26 protein-coding genes are annotated in these 16,957 nt (G+C 61.8%); 2 read left to right on the forward strand and 24 right to left on the reverse strand.

Features of this window, described 5'->3' with window-relative positions; translation table 11 throughout:
* Positions 1 to 7 precede the first annotated feature (7 nt).
* The 9 genes from DW58_RS03280 to DW58_RS03320 form a co-directional block, all read right to left on the reverse strand.
* Positions 8 to 202 (reverse strand): ogr/Delta-like zinc finger family protein, encoded by a 195-nt coding sequence (locus tag DW58_RS03280; protein WP_024550771.1) that lies wholly within the window; start codon positions 200 to 202, stop codon positions 8 to 10.
* 67 nt (positions 203 to 269) lie between these two features.
* Positions 270 to 1,421 carry a phage late control D family protein gene (locus tag DW58_RS03285; RefSeq protein WP_024550770.1) on the reverse strand — a complete coding sequence of 384 codons (1,152 nt, stop codon included), beginning with the start codon at positions 1,419 to 1,421 and terminating at the stop codon, positions 270 to 272.
* The gene (locus DW58_RS03290; protein ID WP_024550769.1) at positions 1,421 to 1,891 is read right to left on the reverse strand and encodes a phage tail protein; all 471 of its coding nucleotides are present in this window, start codon (positions 1,889 to 1,891) and stop codon (positions 1,421 to 1,423) included. The genes DW58_RS03285 and DW58_RS03290 overlap by 1 nt, the downstream gene beginning before the upstream one ends.
* A gap of 12 nt (positions 1,892 to 1,903) precedes the next feature.
* Positions 1,904 to 3,859, reverse strand: coding sequence for a phage tail tape measure protein (locus DW58_RS03295; RefSeq protein ID WP_024550768.1), 1,956 nt, complete (start codon positions 3,857 to 3,859; stop codon positions 1,904 to 1,906).
* Positions 3,852 to 3,971 (reverse strand): GpE family phage tail protein, encoded by a 120-nt coding sequence (locus tag DW58_RS03300; RefSeq protein WP_051195556.1) that lies wholly within the window; start codon positions 3,969 to 3,971, stop codon positions 3,852 to 3,854. The genes DW58_RS03295 and DW58_RS03300 overlap by 8 nt, the downstream gene beginning before the upstream one ends.
* Before the next feature lie 32 nt (positions 3,972 to 4,003).
* Positions 4,004 to 4,279: a phage tail assembly protein gene (locus DW58_RS03305; protein ID WP_024550767.1), complete on the reverse strand. Its 276-nt coding sequence runs from the start codon at positions 4,277 to 4,279 to the stop codon at positions 4,004 to 4,006.
* Between the two features lie 55 nt (positions 4,280 to 4,334).
* Positions 4,335 to 4,853: a phage major tail tube protein gene (locus tag DW58_RS03310; protein WP_024550766.1), complete on the reverse strand. Its 519-nt coding sequence runs from the start codon at positions 4,851 to 4,853 to the stop codon at positions 4,335 to 4,337.
* Positions 4,854 to 4,865: 12 nt separating this feature from the next.
* Positions 4,866 to 6,056, reverse strand: a complete 1,191-nt coding sequence (locus DW58_RS03315; protein ID WP_024550765.1) for a phage tail sheath protein — start codon at positions 6,054 to 6,056, stop codon at positions 4,866 to 4,868.
* A 64-nt stretch (positions 6,057 to 6,120) separates the two neighbouring features.
* A complete protein-coding gene (locus DW58_RS03320) occupies positions 6,121 to 6,708 on the reverse strand; it encodes a recombinase family protein (protein WP_051195552.1) in 588 nt (195 codons plus the stop codon).
* Positions 6,709 to 6,872: 164 nt separating this feature from the next.
* Here DW58_RS03320 and DW58_RS19860 point away from each other — a divergent pair, with 164 nt between their 5' ends.
* Positions 6,873 to 7,295: a phage tail protein gene (locus DW58_RS19860; protein WP_235810692.1), complete on the forward strand. Its 423-nt coding sequence runs from the start codon at positions 6,873 to 6,875 to the stop codon at positions 7,293 to 7,295.
* On the forward strand, positions 7,295 to 7,894 hold the full coding sequence (locus DW58_RS03325; protein ID WP_029696689.1) for a tail fiber assembly protein: 600 nt from the start codon (positions 7,295 to 7,297) through the stop codon (positions 7,892 to 7,894). The genes DW58_RS19860 and DW58_RS03325 overlap by 1 nt, the downstream gene beginning before the upstream one ends.
* Before the next feature lie 240 nt (positions 7,895 to 8,134).
* On the opposite strand, the gene DW58_RS21315 is transcribed toward DW58_RS03325, so the two are convergent.
* From DW58_RS21315 to DW58_RS03400, 15 genes are all read right to left on the reverse strand, one after another.
* Positions 8,135 to 9,106: a phage tail protein gene (locus tag DW58_RS21315; RefSeq protein WP_029592426.1), complete on the reverse strand. Its 972-nt coding sequence runs from the start codon at positions 9,104 to 9,106 to the stop codon at positions 8,135 to 8,137.
* On the reverse strand, positions 9,103 to 9,714 hold the full coding sequence (locus DW58_RS03335; RefSeq protein WP_029592428.1) for a phage tail protein I: 612 nt from the start codon (positions 9,712 to 9,714) through the stop codon (positions 9,103 to 9,105). Before DW58_RS03335 ends, DW58_RS21315 begins: the two co-directional genes overlap by 4 nt.
* On the reverse strand, positions 9,707 to 10,615 hold the full coding sequence (locus DW58_RS03340; RefSeq protein WP_024549809.1) for a baseplate assembly protein: 909 nt from the start codon (positions 10,613 to 10,615) through the stop codon (positions 9,707 to 9,709). The genes DW58_RS03335 and DW58_RS03340 overlap by 8 nt, the downstream gene beginning before the upstream one ends.
* Positions 10,616 to 10,619: 4 nt before the next feature.
* The gene (locus DW58_RS03345) at positions 10,620 to 10,967 is read right to left on the reverse strand and encodes a GPW/gp25 family protein (RefSeq protein ID WP_024549810.1); all 348 of its coding nucleotides are present in this window, start codon (positions 10,965 to 10,967) and stop codon (positions 10,620 to 10,622) included.
* Entirely contained in the window at positions 10,964 to 11,605 is a 642-nt protein-coding gene (locus tag DW58_RS03350) for a phage baseplate assembly protein V (RefSeq protein ID WP_024549811.1), read from the reverse strand. Before DW58_RS03350 ends, DW58_RS03345 begins: the two co-directional genes overlap by 4 nt.
* Before the next feature lie 111 nt (positions 11,606 to 11,716).
* Positions 11,717 to 12,196 carry a phage tail protein gene (locus DW58_RS03355; protein ID WP_024549812.1) on the reverse strand — a complete coding sequence of 160 codons (480 nt, stop codon included), beginning with the start codon at positions 12,194 to 12,196 and terminating at the stop codon, positions 11,717 to 11,719.
* Positions 12,180 to 12,395, reverse strand: coding sequence for an Rz1-like lysis system protein LysC (gene lysC / locus DW58_RS21320; protein ID WP_152525662.1), 216 nt, complete (start codon positions 12,393 to 12,395; stop codon positions 12,180 to 12,182). Before lysC ends, DW58_RS03355 begins: the two co-directional genes overlap by 17 nt.
* A complete protein-coding gene (lysB, locus tag DW58_RS03365) occupies positions 12,292 to 12,717 on the reverse strand; it encodes an Rz-like lysis system protein LysB (protein ID WP_024549814.1) in 426 nt (141 codons plus the stop codon). Before lysB ends, lysC begins: the two co-directional genes overlap by 104 nt.
* Positions 12,717 to 13,223, reverse strand: a complete 507-nt coding sequence (locus DW58_RS03370) for a lysozyme (RefSeq protein ID WP_024549815.1) — start codon at positions 13,221 to 13,223, stop codon at positions 12,717 to 12,719. The genes lysB and DW58_RS03370 overlap by 1 nt, the downstream gene beginning before the upstream one ends.
* Positions 13,207 to 13,422, reverse strand: coding sequence for an HP1 family phage holin (locus tag DW58_RS03375; protein ID WP_024549816.1), 216 nt, complete (start codon positions 13,420 to 13,422; stop codon positions 13,207 to 13,209). Before DW58_RS03375 ends, DW58_RS03370 begins: the two co-directional genes overlap by 17 nt.
* Positions 13,413 to 13,616 (reverse strand): tail protein X, encoded by a 204-nt coding sequence (locus DW58_RS03380; protein ID WP_024549817.1) that lies wholly within the window; start codon positions 13,614 to 13,616, stop codon positions 13,413 to 13,415. Before DW58_RS03380 ends, DW58_RS03375 begins: the two co-directional genes overlap by 10 nt.
* Before the next feature lie 301 nt (positions 13,617 to 13,917).
* Entirely contained in the window at positions 13,918 to 14,202 is a 285-nt protein-coding gene (locus DW58_RS21325) for a hypothetical protein (protein ID WP_051195553.1), read from the reverse strand.
* A gap of 58 nt (positions 14,203 to 14,260) precedes the next feature.
* Positions 14,261 to 16,477, reverse strand: a complete 2,217-nt coding sequence (locus DW58_RS03390) for a replication endonuclease (protein WP_024562358.1) — start codon at positions 16,475 to 16,477, stop codon at positions 14,261 to 14,263.
* Complete coding sequence (locus DW58_RS03395; protein ID WP_024548777.1) at positions 16,474 to 16,698, reverse strand: TraR/DksA family transcriptional regulator; 225 nt, start codon at positions 16,696 to 16,698, stop codon at positions 16,474 to 16,476. The genes DW58_RS03390 and DW58_RS03395 overlap by 4 nt, the downstream gene beginning before the upstream one ends.
* Positions 16,698 to 16,928 carry a DUF2732 family protein gene (locus tag DW58_RS03400; protein ID WP_024548778.1) on the reverse strand — a complete coding sequence of 77 codons (231 nt, stop codon included), beginning with the start codon at positions 16,926 to 16,928 and terminating at the stop codon, positions 16,698 to 16,700. The genes DW58_RS03395 and DW58_RS03400 overlap by 1 nt, the downstream gene beginning before the upstream one ends.
* Positions 16,929 to 16,957 lie beyond the last annotated feature (29 nt).

Genomic DNA, 16,957 nt, shown 5'->3' on the forward strand with positions numbered 1-16,957 from the left:
ATTCTGATTACAGCCCTTTCCGCACCCCGCCATCCTCATTTTTCGGTTTCGCAACGATAAACCGTTCAACGGATTCCATGGTGACAAAGGTGCAGCTACAGTTCACATTGGTGCACTGGTGATAGCGCTCTTTGGTATTCTCACTTAAATAACGGCTGGTTCTGGCATGGGCAGAAGAATGGCACTGCGGGCAATGAAACATATTATTTTCCCTCTGTGAGCTGATGGAAATAATTATCCCATTCTTTAGCATTCCCCTGAAACGTTATTCACGCCTGGCTAATACTTTCCTCATATTCAACATTATTCAACATTGCCTCGAGATAAACTTTGGTGGTGAAGCCGCGGTTGTCCAGACTATGGTCCAGCTTTTTGATGGTCCACTGCTGACTATCGATAACGCGCTTAAAGCCGCTGACGGTCACCGGGGTTTCCGGATAGAGATCGGCGCGCCCCATTGCAAGGGTGATGTTGAACGTCGCGGCAGAGCGCTGCAACGCGTCCCACTTCGCTTTCGCGGCGCGCACCGCCTCCTCTTTGCTGTTGAAACTTTCGGTCAGCACAAAGGCGTTATCCGCCTCGCCCATGAGGTAATTTTCCGCTTTCGCCTGTCCTGCAGGCATTGTTGCCTGGGCTCGCGGATGCGCTGCGCTAACCGGGGGCGCATCAGCACGCTTACGATTCAGCGTAACGCTGTTCGCCTGAGGATCGGGGACAGCGGTATTAAGCCAGCTGGCGATAACCCCGGTGTAGGCCATGCGGTCGGCTATGGTAAACGCATGGCTGTCGCCCGCGCCACGCGTGATGGCAAGCGGCGCTATCGGTTGCCCGCTCACCGTCGTCCCCTGCCCCGGCTGTAAAAACAGCACGCTGCCGTTCTTAATCGTCGCCTCCGCGCCGTTCTTGCCGGCCAGCCGGGTGAGGAACGCGATATCCGACTCCATCGACTGGTCGATATGCCGGATAGCGATCCCCGCAAGCGCCGGCGCCACCGCCGACGTCAGTCCGTTGCGCGCGGCCACCTGCGACACCACGGCGCTTAGCGTGGTGTCGTGGTAAGAGGCTTCCCGCTTAACGTTGAGCGATCCGCGAAAATCGGCACTGTTGGCGACGATGGAGACTTTGTCCGGCGCGCCGCTGAACGTCACCTGGGTCACGGTAAAGGTGCCTTTCCTGATAAGCCCGCTGCCTTTCCAGCCCAGCGACAGCGCCAGCACCGCGCCGCGTGCCGGCAGCTCCACCAGCCCGTCGGTGTCGTCAATCTCCAGCGTCAGCGTATCGGCTTCAAACGCCCGATTGTCGGTCAGGGTGAGGCTTAGCAGACGCTCGCTGACGTTACGGGTGATGTCTTTCCCGGCGAGCGTCAGGGTGAAATCCGGCGCTAGCGACGCGCCGGCATCGGTCAGCTTCAGATCGATCATCACGCGCCTCCCGCGATCCCGGCGATCGCCCCCTTCGCCTTCGCTAAAAGTTCTCCGGCCTGCTGGGTGATATCCCCGAGCAGCGCGGTCAGCGGCGGATCGACGCGTGTCAGGGACACCGTGAAGTCGGTTTTTCTGGCGCTACCGTTGCTCATCAGCTCCGATCCGGTCTCGGTGACCTTATCAATCACATACAGGCCATAGATAAACCCGCTGCCGTCAATCAGGGGCCACGCCCGGCCCTGCTCGGCCATCAGCCGTAGCGCGGCGAGTGACAGCGTGCTGCCGGTCAGCTCCGGGTAGAGCGCGCCGGTCAGCACGAGGGTATCCGTGTCCGGCCCCAGATACTGGTAGGCGGCGCGGTTACCCACCCGGCTACCGGATGGCCAGCGGTAGGCCACCGTGCGCTGCGCGCTTTGTAGAGGCAGCGTGCGGGGCATAAACACAAACATGCCAAGTGCGAACATCATGATTCCACCTCCTTACACGTCATATTGCATACTGGCCTGGCGACGACTCTGGCGCTGCTGTTCGTAGCTCTCCAGTTGGCTACGCACAGTCCGGGCAACCTCGGCTTCCGACAGTCCCGTCCCGTTGATGTTAATGGTGTAGTGATGCTGGCTCTGATCCACGCTATTGCGGCTGATGGGTGCCGCGGTGGTCTGGTAGCGGGTGATGCCCTTTATCTCACCGTCAGACGCCGGGATCGCGTCCGGGATGCTCGCTTTCGCTTTCTCTGCGGCCTCGTCTACCGGCGCCCGCTGCTTGTTGATGACGCCAAGCTTCTCCAGCACCCAGTCGATGCCACTGCGCAGCGTGTTGAACGCCTTGAGCGGCAGCAGCAGCGCATCCGCCAGCGCCTGACCAAACAGGACGCCCACATCCCGGAAGCTGTTCAGCGCCTCTTTACCCATCTGCACCGGTTCAAGCAGGTCGGACAGCCACTGCCAGATCGCGCCAATCGCCTCTCCCAGCGCACCAAACATCTCGATCTGCGGGCCAAACGCCGCCTTCACCGCTTGCGCGATGCCGCTGAACAGCCCGCCCAGGAACGCGCTCACCGGCTCCCAGTATTTGTAGAGCAGCATCGCCACACCCACGATGGCCGCGCCAATGCCGACAATCGGGAGCGAAATGGCGCCGAGCGCCGTCGCCATAATGCCGCCGGCAATGCTGAAGACCGTGCCGAGGGTGCCCGCGGCGGCAATGATGATGTTGATACCGGTCATCACCGGCCACACCACCGCGCCAATGGAACCAATAAAGCCGGCCACGCCAATCACCGCTGCGGCGATAATCCCGAGGGTGCTGGTGAGGGTCTGGTTATCCGCAATCCACTCCCCCAGGCTCTGCAGCCAGCCGGCAGCGGTCTGCACCAGTTTGCGCAGGGAGGACTCCTGCCCGGCAAAAATGTCGATGCTGATGGACTCGTACGCTGCCTGTAGCGCCTGGATATCGCCGCCGAGGCTGTCCGATGCGCCGTGCGACGGGGGCGAGGCGGGCGCAGGATACTGCGCGCGCAGCTGGTCGAGCGTGCCGGACTGGACCGCGGTCATCACCACACCCGCGTTTGTCTCCTGGGAGTCCTGATTCGTGAGAGTCATGCTGCGCACCAGCGGCATCAGCGAGGCGATAGCGGCGGCGTCGCTCCCCCCTTTCGCCAGCACCAGCTGGGCGCTGGCTGCATCTACCGCGGTGGTCGCATCCGAGGTGCGCGCCTGATCGCGCAGAGCCTGCATCTCCGGCGCATCACGGCGCAGGCCCAGCGTGCGCTGCACCGCGGCCTGCTTCTCGGTAAAGGCATAGCCGGGCTGAAGCAACGCTTTCCCGGCGGCCACGCCTGCCGACGCCACCTTGCTGGCTGGCTCCGTCGCGGCACCGATGCGCTCCGCCCGCGCCTGGCCTGCCTGATAGCGCTGTTTCACGGCGTTAATCTGCGCCTGCTGGCGCATCACCCGCGCCTGCACCTCGTGCTGGCGTTCAAGCTGAGTGGTGGTATCGCGAATCGAGCCGTTCAGCCGCGCCCGCGTGCCGGTGAGATTGCGGGTGCTGATGCCGGCCTGTTCCAGCCCATTCCGCTGGCTCTCCAGCGTACGCTGCAGGCTGGCGTTGTGCTGGTTCAGCGTGCGTATTTTAGTGCCGGATGCGGCCATGGCCTCCCACAGCTCCGCCGCGGGCTGCTTGCTGCTGTGGAAGGTGTCCGCCAGCGCCCGGCTCTCCTGACGGGCGTTTTTTAACGCGATTTCGGTGCGGGCGAGCTGCTGCCGGGTGCGCTGAAAGCTCTCCACGTCCGCCATCTGCTGATGCAGATCGCGTAAGCGTTGGTTCAGGCTGCGTATATCGCCGTTGAGCGAGGCGGTCGCCGCCTCAACGGATTTAAACGGGAGCGACGCCTGACCTACGGCCCTGAGCAGTGCGTCAATATTTGCGTTACTCATTGGTGTTTCCACTTCGCTGTAGCGCCTTCTCGCGCCAGGTGATGAGCTCAGTCAGGCTCAGGGGGTAAAGCGCCGAGGGCGGCCAGTGAAAGATGACGGCGATGTCCGCCATCAGATCGTCGACCATCAGCGATTTCGGGAAGCTTACTGCGCCGAGTTCGGCGACAAAAAACCGACCACCTTGCCCGCGAAGGCCAGCAGATCCGGCCACGCCAGCTGCGCCACGTCCTGCTCGGTGAGCGTCGGGCTGGTCATACGCGGCAGCACTTTGATCAGTGCGTCCACGTCAGAGTTGGCCAGCGCCGCCAGGCCCACGCCGCGCAGCGTGCCGGCGTTCGGCTGGCTCAGGGTGACCTCGGTAATCACCTGTTCGCCGCGGGCGATCGGCTGTTCGAGGATAACGGTTTGGGTATTCTGCATGATGTGCTCTCTGTACGAAGGGAAGAGAACCGGCCAGCATCTGGCCGGTTAACGATTACAGCCCGATGTTGCGGCGGTGCTGTGCCAGACGATCCACGCCGTTGATAATCTCCACCATGTTGACGGTGTCGATCTCGACCAGCGCTTTGCCGTTGATGGTCAGCTTGTAGTAGGTGCAGACCGCAGCGATTTTCGCCTCGGTATCTTCACCCGGCTTCGCTTCACCGGCATCGATCTCCTTCAGACGGCCACGCATCACCACTTCTACCGGCACGATCTCGCCGGTATCGTCGCGCTGGTAGGAGCCAGCAAAGCGTACCGGCACCGCGTCAGCGCTTACCGCGCCGTACAGCGACCAGATCGCCTCGTCCGGAAAGCCGCCCAGCGTCCACTCGGTGGAGAGCGCGTCATCGTCCAGACCCAGATCGACGGGTGCGACGCCGTTCATGCCGCCCCCGCGGTAGTTCTCCAGTTTGCGGGTCAGCTTCGGCAGCGTGACCGCTTTCACTACGCCCAGATAGCTGGTGCCATCCAGAAACAGGTTCATGTATTTAAGCTTGCGCGGTAATGCCATGGGTCAGCCTCCTTAGCTGTTGTTGACCGAGGTGACCAGGTTTGCCAGGTACTTGTCGGTAATGCGCTGGCGCAGGGTCAGGTTTTCCAGCGGCGGCACTGGCGTGTAGTCGTAATCAATGACCAGCTTGCCGGCCTTGAGCGTCGCTTCGTCGTTGGCGCTCTCATCGAACCAGCACTGGGCGTCGATGAGATAGCCGTTGGACTTCAGCTCGCGGAATTTCGCGTTGATGCCGTCGATGATGTCGCGGATAAGCGTGGCGGTAACCGGCTTGTCGACTGCCCACATGTGCGCATCGGCCATGGTGTCGGCGATAACCTGCGCGGTACGGGTGTAGTTCTCAAACAGGAACAGCGGATCGTCAGAACAGGTGCGGTTGCCCCAGAAGCGGAAGCCGTCCTTGCGGATAAGCGTGGTGACGCCCGCTTCGTTGAGCAGATCGGCATCGGTGCCGGACTCCTGCAGATCCCAGAACACCGAGGCGCTGATACCGGTCACGCCGTTAACGCCGACGTTAGACAGGGTCTTGTGCCAGCCGGTGGACTGGTCGATCGCGGCGCGCAGGCCCAGGGCGCGGGCGGTGGCAAACGCGGTCGCGCTGGTGCTGTTGACGGTGTCCCAGGCGAGGAAGTCCGGCCAGATCACCATCAGCTCACGCTGGCTGAAGTTAGCGCGGTAGGCCGTAGCCTCAGAGACGGTTTTGCAGCCCCATGCGCTGATGTAGCCGAACGCGCGCAGCTTCTGGCACACCGAGGCCAGCGCGGTCGCCACTTCCTGGGTATCAAGGCCCGGTACGCCGAGGATACGCGGCTTCACGCCGGTTACCGCTTCGGCGGTCAGCAGCGCTTTCAGGCCGGTGTAGTTGCCGCTGGCATCGGTAGTGCCGATGACGTTTGAAACGGTCTGGGCGAACGCCGTCTCCGCATCTTCATCGCTGCCCTCTTCCACGCGCACCACCACGGTGACGGGTTTGGACTGGTCGGCAATCGCCTGCAGCGCCGCACCGAGGGTGCCTTTTTTGCCCGCTTTGCCAATCGCGCTCTGCACGTTGGTAATCAGCACGGGCTGGTTAAGGGGGAAAGTCGCCGCGTCAGCATCGTTGGCCGTACAGACCATACCGATAATTGCCGTTGAGACAGTTGAAATGACGCGCGTGCCGTCGTTAATTTCGACGACCTGGACGCCGTGGTGAAAATCACTCATCCGGTTCACTCCATCGTTAAGGGGTGAGTCCATTTTCACGTCTGGCGCCGCCGGGCGCTATTTGTCAGGGTTGGGAAAGGGATGGCACAACGGGGGCCGCCGATACGCCCGCCGGAAATTTGCGGTACAGCGTGGAAAGCCCCACATCGAACAGGATCGCCACGTGCTGGCGCGACTCGCCGGCGGCCAGCAGTCGCCCCGCCTGCGCCCACTGCGCCTCGGTCAGCTTCGGGCGCCGCCCGCCAATCCGCCCCTCGGCGCGCGCTGCCGTGAGCCCGGCACGGGTGCGTTCGACGATCAGCTCGCGCTCCATTTCCGCCAGCGCCCCCATCACGTGAAAGAAGAAGCGGCCCATCGGAGTGCTGGTATCGATGCTGTCGGTGAGGCTGCGGAAATTGATGCCGCGCACCCGCAGCTCTTCAATCAGGGTCACCAGGTGGCGCATACTGCGCCCGAGCCGGTCCAGCTTCCACACCATCAGGGTATCGCCCTCACTGAGCATACGTAACAGCTTCTTTAACCCAGGACGGTCGGCGGTCTTACCGCTAATTTTATCCTCGAAAATCAGCTCACATCCTGCGCACTCCAGCGCCTGGCGTTGCAAAGCCGTGTTCTGGTCATTTGTTGACACCCTGACATAGCCGATCAGCATAGCAATTCCCCTTCCGAAAAAGACGTAAGCATGCCACGGGTGGGGGAAAGGAGGTAACCTGGCTGAAAACAGCGGTTCTTAAAAACCTTGGTTTGGGGGAAGGGTCGGCACTGCCCGTGGGGGTGCCGGTACCCTGGCCGTCGGCCACGCCGCCTGCGGGGTGGTTGAAATATAACGGCGCGGCATTTGATAAAACCCGTTATCCGAAACTGGCAGCAGTCTACCCCAGCGGGATATTACCGGATCTGCGCGGGGAATTTATTCGTGGCTGGGATGATGGGCGGGGGGTGGATGTAGGGCGTAGTTTATTAGGCCAACAAGTGCATATGTCTATCGATCATCTTCATTATTTACCAACCGCTGCTGGCCCTGGGGCCTCACCCAGCCCCAATGGTAAAATGACGGCTGTTTTTAAAGATCAAATAGATATTCTCACATACTACCCGGATGGGACTGATATATATAATTCGAACCCTACATCCACAAGCTCCTTGCAGACATACTATGCAAAATATGGGAATGGTTTATTTGGCAATGAAACCAGGCCGCGTAACATCGCGTTTAATTACATAGTGAGGGCCGCATAATGACTGAGGCAAAATTTGATAGTGGATTGATCGCGGTGCAAGCAGGGAATGTCACTGTATATAACTTCCATGAAATCACACGCGAATATCAATCTTCATGTGTTGAATACCTCGCAGTCGGTGTAGGCATACCCGCGAAGTCCTGCATACAAATGCCAGAGCAGAGATCTGACGGAACGGTTGCTTGCCGCTTAGCTGATAACTCTGCATGGGAATATCTTCCAGATTATCGTGGACAGACGGTATACAGCACCGAAACAGGTGAGCCGCAAGAAATTACTCATCCGGGCGAATATTCCGCCGGTACCACCACCTCCGCGCCAGCGACACGTTTTGATGTCTGGAATGGTAGCGAGTGGGTAACAGATAGCGCAGCGTTAATGACTGCTGCGGTAAAAGAAGCTGAGCAGACTAAGGCCAGCTTGCGCAGCTACGCTAACGCCTTTATCAATGAACAGCAATGGCCATCACGCCTTGCACTCGGTCGATTAAGCGAAGATGAGAAAACAGACTTTAACGGCTGGCTCGATTATCTGGACGTGCTGGAGATGGTAGACATTTCCAGCGCGCCAGAAATAAATTGGCCCACACGACCGTAAGCTGCGGTAATTCATATTTTGGTCAGTCGGAAGATATGATTCCTTAAACCCGTTAATCTAAGCCAGCCTGGTAGGCTGGCTTATTGGTTATAAAAGCTTTCACTCTGAATTTTTAGCCATTAAAAGATACCAATTTTGATGGTGATCTTTTTCCAAGTTCGCTCACGCATTCTATTCCCTATAGTGGATTTCATATGCAGTTACATAAAAATAATTAGTCACTTTTGTTAATTGATAATATTACACTCTACCTAATGCAAACCAATAAAACGCACTGCTTCCATTGTTTATGGTAGAACCACCAGATGTAAGGAACATTTGCCTGGTTATGAAACCTGTATTATTTAAAGTTGAATCATCAATAACCTGAGATTGCATAACGCTAGGATATTGCGATTGCCGGTTTGTAAAACCTACATAGTAGGGTTTCTCCGAGAACGCTAAAGGGAAAGTCACAATCGACTTTCCATCAACAGGCGAACCCGCCCCCCATTGCAAAATTACATTATTTACCGTTCCGTTAACTAACATAGGGAGACGAATATATCCGTTCGTTCCTGTGCGGCCATAATTAACTCCAACGCTCGCTAACTCCCCCAAACCAAGGTTTTTAAGAACCTCGCTTACCAGCCCGGCGTCGGCCATCTCTTTTAGCGCATTGGCGATCAGCGGGTACTGGGTGTGTGGGTTCGCGGCGTCGACGTGCTTTTTCAGCAGGCTGTTAGCATACGCCTTTACCTCAATAACCTTATCGTCAACGTATTTACGCGTCGCCAGCACTACCGACGGGTCGATCTTCAGGGTCACCGCCTCGGTGCTGGAAACAATCAGCACCATGCGGATAGTCTGGGTGCGCCCGCTCCCCTCCTGGAGCTTCGGTTTGTAGGTTTCCGGGCAGTTGGCCACCGCGACCAGCAGCCCCTCGTCGTCATAAAGACCGATTTCGCGGATCCAGAATCCGCCCTCGTCCTCCGGGATAATCTGCTCGACGATGATCTGCCCCGGATTTTGCGGATCCACCTCGATAAGGTTGAGCGGCGCGCGGCGTTGCTCGTGGATCAGCGCGGTCTGCGCCGGGTTGGGCATCGGCAGAACGCCGTTGGCATCGCCGACGGCAAGCTGCGTCAGGTTCAGCTTTGTGCCGAGCGCGGTGGCATTTGCCAGCCGGGCGGCTCCCTGATTGGTCAGAATGGCAAAATATTTCGCGGTCATGCAGTTACTCTCATGTTGTCAACAAGATGAATCGCCTGAGCCGGGTAGAAGCCCCCGCTCACGGTGATGCTTTCAGGCACATAGGGGTAAATCGTTAACGCATCGCCGCCGTAGCTGTTAGCGCCGACAAAGAAGGCGCCGTTAGTGCTCAGGCTGATCGACAGCCCAACCAGGTGGCGGCTGGCGGGCTTCGCGTCCTCAATCAGTCGCTCCAGCTCCTGAAACATCGCTTCGGTGATGCCGTTATCCTGCACCCCAACCACCAGTCGGAAGGTGCCGGGCTGTTCATTGCGCTCCCACCACTCGCGGATCTCAATCAGGAACCCGAGCGGCTCAACGACCCGGCGCAGCGCGCTGATGGTGCCTTTGTGCTTGTGGATATAGAACGCCGAGGCGATGACGCTGCGCCGGGTGGCCTCCGGCCAGCTCTCGTCCCAGCGGTCTACGGAGAGCGCCCAGGCCAGATAGGGCAGCAGCCGGGCCGGGCACAGGGCCGGGTTCCACAGGGTGCGTAACAGAACAGGGACGCGCGCAATCTCCGCCGCAGCCCGGGCGGCGGCCACCTCTAATGCCGAGGAGCCAGGCGGTAACAGGCGGTCGTCACTCATCCGCGCCCCCATCCAGCAGCGTGTAGCCGGTACACCAGGAGGCCTGATGCTTACCCAGCGGAATATCCGCCCGGGGTTCGCTCAGCTCGACGCGCTGTACCCCTTCCACATGCAGTGCGGCATAGAGGGCGGAGAGGCGGATATCGCGCCCGAGACGATGCTGGGCGGTGACGTAGCGCTGCAGTTTCTGCGCAGCGGCATCGCGCACCGGCCCGGCTTCCGGCCCCGGATAGAAGAACAGCGTGGCGGTGACGGTATAGGGCACAATCTCCGCCGCCTGCACCGTGACCCGATCGCCCACCGGGCGCACCGACTCGGCGTTCAGCGCGCGCTCGACCACCGCCAGCAGATCGGCATCGGCTTTCCCCTCGTTCTCCCGCGACAGCACGGTAATGGTGACGCTGGCCGGGCTGGGGCTTTCCACCGAGATATCGCTGACGCGGCCGTCCGCGCTGCGCCCGTGGTACTCGTAGGCGCCGGTTGGCCCTGCGACGCTCAGCCCTTCAAACGCCTGCTGGGTACGCAGACGAAAATCGCTGTCCGACTCCATCACCGCCGGAACCGGCGGGATGGCGTTGTCGTTGGCGGGAGTAATGACCAACCGCGCGGTGTTGTTGTTCGCGGCCAGCACGTCGAGGTCGCTGCCGGCGGCGTAGGGCAGCATCACCGCTCGCGCCGCCTCGTTGACGCGCTGACGCCACATCACTTCGCGATAGGCGTTCTCCTCAAGCAGTTTTACCAGCGGCTCGGACTCCAGCGTCAGGGTGCGGGCGATGGCCGCCTGCTCCGCCTCGGGATAGAGCGAGACAAGCGTCGCCTTGCGCTCAGCGAGAATGGTTTCAAAATCGAGCTCCTCGACCACATCCGGGGCGGGGAGCTGGTTCAGGTCAATGGTCGGCATAGTCTCAGCTCAGTGGAATGGTTAACGATATGTCGCCCGCGGTATCGGTGAGCTGACCGGTAAGTTCCACGATCATTTCGCCGTTAAAACGGGTCTCAAAGTTCAGGGCGGTGAGCGTGATGCGCGGCTCCCACTTCAGCAGCGCCATGTAGCACGCCGACATGATCTGCAGACGCAGGGCCGGGTTCTGCGGCTGGTCGAGCAGCGCCGACAGCAGCGAGCCGTACTCGCGCCGCATCACGCGCGTACCAACCGGCGTCATCAGGATGTCGCGCACGCTCTGGCTGACGTGCGCCTCATCCACCAGCGCCGCGCCGCGGGTACGGTCCATGCCGGTATAGCGCGCCGTCATCGGGTGCCCTCCGTCCAGCTACCACCGCGCTGCACGCTGCCGTGGGTGTGGCTGTCCAGCTGCACGCCGTTTGAGGTCAGCGCGCCGCCGCTGTGGGTGATAGTGCCCGTCATGGTTCCTCCTCGTTGCACCTCGATTGAGCCGGTAATCAGCCGGTTGGTACAGACCACCTCCGGCGAGTCCAGGGTGATGCGGGTGTCGGCTGTCACACGGACTACCGGCACCGTGGCGGTGATGGACTCTGCCGCGGTAACGTCTGCGGTTTTGATCCCGGCGACCTGAAGCGCGCCGGTATCGGGTTCATAGGCGAGCGTGGCGCCATCGGGAAACGTCACCTGCCAGCCGTCCGCCGAGGCCGATGGCGCGGGATGCGCGTCGGAAAAAATGCCCGGCAGGATAAACGCGGTCTCCAGCTCGCCGCCGACCGCCAGCAGCATCACCTGCTCGCCAACCGAAGGCGCCCACCAGCTGCGTGAGCGTCCGGCGCGCTGGGTCAGCCACTGCAGCCAGCCGGTGGTGATCCCACCGGTCTGTACCCGGCAGCGCCCGGCGGTAAGGTCGGTTTCCACGATCACGCCGGTGCGGATCAGGTTGCGCAGTGCGCGTGCTATGTCATGAATCGATGCGTATGTGTTCATAGGTTCAGGATGCGATAAATGGAGGTCAGCGACCATTTCATCCGGCCCGCAGGCGGCCCACACAACGAGCCGTCACGGGCGAACGGGTAAATGCAGCGGCGCAGCGCCTGTTCAGCCCTCGTCCGGCGACGACGGGCGGCTCACCAGCTCATCTTTCATCCAGAGTTCTACCGGACGGGTCACCGGGGCGGGCTCTTGCGGCTCCGGCACCCAGACGGTGTGCAGGCTGCCCTCCTGCTGGCTGACAATGGCGCGTTCGCTTAACGTCAGCTGGATCTCCAGCCGCTGGCTGCCGTCATCGGCGGTCGTCAGCTGCCAGCCGATGCCGCCGGGCTGCTCTGCGGCGCGGCTCATAACGTCCGGCTGGTTGACCCGCAGCCAGGCCAGCAGCGGCGTTATCACCTCCTCCAGTGCGCCGCTGAACGGGGCAAGCGTGAGGGTCAACGGGTAGTGCGCTTCAAAGGAGAGCGAGGCGGCAAGCGTCGAGACAATGCGCCCGCTGCCGGTGGTGAGGCGTAAATGCTCCGGGTTGTCGTGCAGCGCGGGCAGCGCCGCGACCAGCGCCTGGCGCAGGCTAGTGGGTTTTAGCATCGAGTTCGTCCTGGCAATGTTTAACGGTTTCAACCTGTAACGCGCAGGCGATCAGCGCGTGCTCAAGCTGGCGGATATCGGCGCTCAGATCGCCGTTAGTGTGCGGATCGCTGCCCGGCATCGGGCAGAGCGTCACCCGCGGACAGGCGCTGGAGATAATCACCGGCGTTGGCGTAACCGGGGCGCTGGTGCAGCTCACGCACAGCATCAGGCAGCTCAGCGCCATACCAGCGGCGAAGGGCGGCATTTTCATGAAGTAGCCTCGTGAGGGTCTGCTCCCGGCGGGTCGCCAGCGTTCCGGCGGCATCAAGCCGCTGGCGCAGGGCGAGCTGGGCGCGTTCATTGTTACGGCTCTGCGTTCGTTCCGCGGCGAGGCGGGCGTGCAGCGAGCCGATGGTCTGCTGCTGGGTTTCCGCTGCGCGGTGGGCGGCGTCGAGCGATCGGGCAAGCTGACGGTTCTCGTGACCCAGCCACGCGGCGGCGGCAACCAGCAGTGCGAGCAGGGCAAGCAGCGCGCGCATCATGCCCCCTTCAGGCAGTAAGCCTGTTCCCGGGCGCGACGCTGCTTCAGCCCGTTGCTGACCACGCCGTTGACGTACACCCAGCGCGTCAGCTGAGCGCACGCCTGCTGCCACTCGCCACGCCGGATAAAGGTGGCGAAGGTCGAGCGGCAGGCCGCGCCGGTGCCCACGTTGAAGGCGAAGCTCACCGCCGCGTCGTAGACCGGGTCAGGCATCGCTGTTGGCAGGCACACCGCGAGACGGCGCTCCACGTTCAGCACGTCGCTGACCAGATTGGCGGCGGCCTCGCGCTCGGTAATGGTGCGGCCAGGGACCACGCCAGCGGTATGGCCGATGCCCGAGGTCCAGACCCCGGCGCTGCACTGGTAGGGACGAAGCCGGCACCCCTCCAGATCGGCAATCAGCGCCAGTCCGGCACGGGAGGTGTGCAGCAGCCGGAAATCGGGCACCAGCAGCGCCAGCCCCAGCACCGTCGCCAGGCTGCAGGTTTTAGCGAGTGAGTTCACGGAACACCTCGTCACCGCCGGACTTGAGCAGCAGATAGCTTTTGCGGCGGTAGTACCAGTTCACCCCGACGGTGCAGAACACCCCCAGCACGCCGAACCAGGCGGCAAAATCCTGCGGCGTCATCGCTCCAAAAAACGCCAGGCCAGCGCTCAGCCAGTAGGCAATAAACGAACTGATTTTCTCTCCGGTCAGTCCCATAGGTTGATGGTCTCCCGGGTGGGTGAGGCTGGTACCTCGGGCAGTTCGACAACCGTGCCGTGCGGCAGAACGACCCCAAGCGAGGCGAGCCCTGGATTGGCCGCCAGCGCCCGTTCGACCACGCCCTGGGTGCGGCCATAGTAGCGATCGCAAATCACATCGAGCGTGTCCCCCTGTCTGGCGATAATGTTCATCGGTGTCGCTCCTCGTTACGGTCAGTGAAAACAGGCGCAGCGCTGAGAAGCCGCGTCGCAAGCCCGCGTCACCGCAGGGCCTGAGGCTATTTTCCCGCAGCGCGGCCTGGGCGGCTATGCAAGGCAGATGGCCCGCGGGCGACACAACACCGCGGATCGCAGGCAAAAAAAAGCCCGCCGGAGAGGGCGGGCAAAACGGTGTGACATGTTCGGTGGCGGCACACGGGTGGCCGGGCAAGCGTAGGGTGAAGGCACACGGGCAGAGCACGATACTGGCAGCCGGCGTACCTGCGTTGCAGCGCTATTTTTTGGTCGTGGGGGTAACGGAGAACGTCACGCTGTAGTTGCCGTCGGTCATCATCTGCCCGCTGGCCAGCTCTGCAATCAAATTCAATGCGATCTCTCTGTCCCTCTCCTGGCTGGCCCCTTCCGACGTAAGACGGGCAATTAACTCGACCCGCTCTAACATCACCTGCTCTTTCAACCCCTGATCCACGTGACCTCCCCTACCACCAAAAGCACTGTATACATATACAGTATCACGCCAGGGGTTATTTGAAAACGTGTAAACGAACCAATCTTTCATTTTTTTATCCTGCTGATAATAAAAGAATATTCACCGTCAGATCGCGTCACGTTTGCGGTCACTTTTGCAGCCGGATCGCCGCAAATCGGGCGAGTATGTCCTGAGCCGCACGGTGCCGCTGGGCCGCGGTTTGCCGCCGTGCACAGGGTGATATTCCGAAGAGTTCGCCGCGGTATGCCCCGCGACACCACACGCCGTTGATGTGCGCCGTGGCCCCTTTCAACAGGGCGTAAGCCTGGCCGTCAGAAACGGTTTCGCCGGTGACGATGTGGATATCGGTCACGATCCGCCGGATCGCGTCGCGCTCATCCGCCCGCCCGGGCACAAACGCGGGCCTGCGCCTCTTCGGCAAACGGAGCCGGGCCGTTAAGCGACGCCGTTCCGGGCGGGTCAGCGGGATTGCGGTTTCCGGCGCCGATCCGGAATGCGGATCCGTACAGTTAGGGACAGAACTCCAAGCGCACGTACTATCCTCTGCTCCGACATCCGCCCGCTTCGGCACGATTTTCCAGGTTTTCAGGCGCGTCACCAGCGGCTGCTCGCGTCCGAGCGCCGTGTCATACACGCCGCGCACCATCATTTTTGCTTCGCCATACGGATTACGCTGCTCGCCGGTCTGATACCACAGACGTACCCGCAGCGCATCGCGCCGGACAAACGGCCCGCCCTGCGCGGTCACGTATCCCGCCCAGTCGCCGTTATCCGCAGCCTGCTGCATCGATGCCACCTCGGTGCTCAGGCGTTGCGCGGCGCGGTCATCCACCAGACGGCGCAACTCGCGGTACACCGTGACCGGCGCCCCGCCGATAAACTGAAACTGCCGAATATGCCAGCGCGCCGCCCATGCCGACACCGCCGCCGCGCTCTGTTTCAGCAGCCCGCCGCTCTCCCGGTCGCGTTCCCCTTCCAGCGCGTAGCCATCAACGTTTTTGGCGATGTACTTGGCGATATACCCGGTGGCCGACCCTTTATCGGCGTCGATAGCAACGGCGTGAAAGCGTGCCTTGCGGGCGCGTTCATCGGTTAACTCGTCACGATCGGCCTCGCAGGCATAGTCGCGCAGGATCGCCCGCACCTGGTCTACCTCTTCCGGACGCATAAACGCCAGCAGATGCCAGTGCGGGGTACCATCGTGATGCGGTTCAGCCACGCGGATGCCGAACAGGCGGATCTGCTGGCGATGCAGCCGGGCGCGGATCCGCGCCCACAGGGAAGCAAAGTAGCGTTGGGTGTCGGCGGGGCTGGCACCGTTCCAGTGACGGTTCGGGCAGCCGGCGCTCAGGGTGGCGTGGAAAGCGGACGGGGCAGTCAGGGTATAAAAGTCACCCACGTAGCCCTGCCGGGCACAGAGATCCTCAAACCCACGGATGCGGGTCATCAGCTCGCAGCGGCGGATCGCCGGGTTGGCCTGGGAGGCATCATATTTATCGATCAGGCTGATGCGGTTCCCCTCTTCATCTTCCAGCTCCATGCCTTTGAGAAACTCACGGGTGCGGCGCTTCTGCTCGCGCCACTCGCTGAGGCAGCTTTTGCTGGCGTAAGGGGTGCGGCGTCGGCTCACGTTGCCGACCGCGATCTGCAGATGTTCCCGCCATGCGCTGGCGATGCGGCGCAGGCGGCCGCGCCACCACAGGGCGTTGCACATCCGCATAATGGCCGGGCCAAGCTCCTCCTCACAGGCGTAGCGACCGGTAATGCGTTCCCAGCCCGGCGGTGTGAGGGTGAACTGCTGGCAGAGGTGGGCGGCGCGCAGATACCAGCCGTGCAGGGTTTTCAGCTCGCTGCTCGCCTCGTCGGGCGCGCTGTCCAGCTCACCCCGGATCAGGCTGGCGATGTCGCCGCCCAGCAGGTCGATATCGGCTTTTGTCAGGTCCGGCAGGCGGTTAAAACGGGCCAGCAGATCCATCACCCGCGTCGCCAGGTAGCGCCGGTATGCGTCATCAAAACGGTAGTCGAATACCTCGCTGGAAATCACCTGCTGGACGCCGCCGGCCCGGTAGCGTTCGGTGACGTGCGCCAGGCGCGGCAGCACCCGTCGGCAAAACGCGATCAGCGCGGTATTCGCCCGTGGCGCGCCGCGCTGGTCTGCCAGCCAGGTAAAGCGCTGGCGCAGGCCCGCCGTCACGCAGGTCGGATAGCGATCCAGCTCGCGGCGCGCGTCCAGCAGGGCGGCAATGCGTTTATTGCGCTGCTGCTCCTGCGCGGCGGTCAACCCCGGCGTGGCGATTGCCGGCCGCGGAGCGTTCCACGGCCAGGCGTAGAGCACCTCGCTCACAGGTCGCTCCGGTAGTGCTTCTGCTTCAGCTCCTCGATCTGCTGGCAGGTCACGCAGCAGGTCACGCCGGGCAGAATGGCGCGCCGCGTCGCCGGGATCGGTTCGTCGCACCGTTCGCAGGTGAGTCGGGTTGGCCGAACAGGCCGGGAGCGCGCCCGGAGGATATGCCGCTCCCGCGCCTCCTGCTCGTACTGCTGAGCAATATCGATTTCATCGGCCATCAGTCGATCTCCTGCGCAGCGTGCTCGAAGCGGATCGCTTCCTCGCTCAGCAGGGCTGCCGCTTCGGCGGCGTTCAACCCGTCGCGGCTGATTTTGCCAGCCAGCCGCGTCAGCCGGGTGGCCAGCGCCTGCGTGCTGAGCTTGCGCTCCTCCATACGCGTCTGGTGCAGCATTCCGGCCAGCGGTTCGTCGTAAGGTGCATCCACAGGGTGGGTAATAACGTTGTGCATGGTACTTCTCCTGAATAGGGGCAACAGCA

The sequence above is a fragment of the Siccibacter turicensis LMG 23730 genome, from assembly GCF_000463155.2.
Taxonomy (GTDB): domain Bacteria; phylum Pseudomonadota; class Gammaproteobacteria; order Enterobacterales; family Enterobacteriaceae; genus Siccibacter; species Siccibacter turicensis.

What these genes read in the sequence shown, in the direction of transcription:
- DW58_RS03380 (WP_024549817.1), bottom strand. Translation starts at nt 13,616, where the DNA reads ATGAACATTATCGCCAGACAGGGGGACACGCTCGATGTGATTTGCGAT.
- DW58_RS03300 (WP_051195556.1), bottom strand. Translation starts at nt 3,971, where the DNA reads ATGGCGGACATCGCCGTCATCTTTCACTGGCCGCCCTCGGCGCTTTAC.
- DW58_RS03315 (WP_024550765.1), bottom strand. Translation starts at nt 6,056, where the DNA reads ATGAGTGATTTTCACCACGGCGTCCAGGTCGTCGAAATTAACGACGGC.
- DW58_RS03320 (WP_051195552.1), bottom strand. Translation starts at nt 6,708, where the DNA reads ATGCTGATCGGCTATGTCAGGGTGTCAACAAATGACCAGAACACGGCT.
- DW58_RS03375 (WP_024549816.1), bottom strand. Translation starts at nt 13,422, where the DNA reads ATGGGACTGACCGGAGAGAAAATCAGTTCGTTTATTGCCTACTGGCTG.
- DW58_RS03305 (WP_024550767.1), bottom strand. Translation starts at nt 4,279, where the DNA reads ATGCAGAATACCCAAACCGTTATCCTCGAACAGCCGATCGCCCGCGGC.
- DW58_RS03290 (WP_024550769.1), bottom strand. Translation starts at nt 1,891, where the DNA reads ATGATGTTCGCACTTGGCATGTTTGTGTTTATGCCCCGCACGCTGCCT.
- DW58_RS21325 (WP_051195553.1), bottom strand. Translation starts at nt 14,202, where the DNA reads ATGAAAGATTGGTTCGTTTACACGTTTTCAAATAACCCCTGGCGTGAT.
- DW58_RS03285 (WP_024550770.1), bottom strand. Translation starts at nt 1,421, where the DNA reads ATGATCGATCTGAAGCTGACCGATGCCGGCGCGTCGCTAGCGCCGGAT.
- DW58_RS03350 (WP_024549811.1), bottom strand. Translation starts at nt 11,605, where the DNA reads ATGAACACATACGCATCGATTCATGACATAGCACGCGCACTGCGCAAC.
- DW58_RS03280 (WP_024550771.1), bottom strand. Translation starts at nt 202, where the DNA reads ATGTTTCATTGCCCGCAGTGCCATTCTTCTGCCCATGCCAGAACCAGC.
- DW58_RS03355 (WP_024549812.1), bottom strand. Translation starts at nt 12,196, where the DNA reads ATGCTAAAACCCACTAGCCTGCGCCAGGCGCTGGTCGCGGCGCTGCCC.
- DW58_RS03335 (WP_029592428.1), bottom strand. Translation starts at nt 9,714, where the DNA reads ATGAGTGACGACCGCCTGTTACCGCCTGGCTCCTCGGCATTAGAGGTG.
- DW58_RS03345 (WP_024549810.1), bottom strand. Translation starts at nt 10,967, where the DNA reads ATGACGGCGCGCTATACCGGCATGGACCGTACCCGCGGCGCGGCGCTG.
- DW58_RS21315 (WP_029592426.1), bottom strand. Translation starts at nt 9,106, where the DNA reads ATGACCGCGAAATATTTTGCCATTCTGACCAATCAGGGAGCCGCCCGG.
- DW58_RS03325 (WP_029696689.1), top strand. Translation starts at nt 7,295, where the DNA reads ATGACTGAGGCAAAATTTGATAGTGGATTGATCGCGGTGCAAGCAGGG.
- DW58_RS03400 (WP_024548778.1), bottom strand. Translation starts at nt 16,928, where the DNA reads ATGCACAACGTTATTACCCACCCTGTGGATGCACCTTACGACGAACCG.
- DW58_RS03340 (WP_024549809.1), bottom strand. Translation starts at nt 10,615, where the DNA reads ATGCCGACCATTGACCTGAACCAGCTCCCCGCCCCGGATGTGGTCGAG.
- DW58_RS03310 (WP_024550766.1), bottom strand. Translation starts at nt 4,853, where the DNA reads ATGGCATTACCGCGCAAGCTTAAATACATGAACCTGTTTCTGGATGGC.
- lysB (WP_024549814.1), bottom strand. Translation starts at nt 12,717, where the DNA reads ATGCGCGCGCTGCTTGCCCTGCTCGCACTGCTGGTTGCCGCCGCCGCG.
- DW58_RS03395 (WP_024548777.1), bottom strand. Translation starts at nt 16,698, where the DNA reads ATGGCCGATGAAATCGATATTGCTCAGCAGTACGAGCAGGAGGCGCGG.
- DW58_RS03295 (WP_024550768.1), bottom strand. Translation starts at nt 3,859, where the DNA reads ATGAGTAACGCAAATATTGACGCACTGCTCAGGGCCGTAGGTCAGGCG.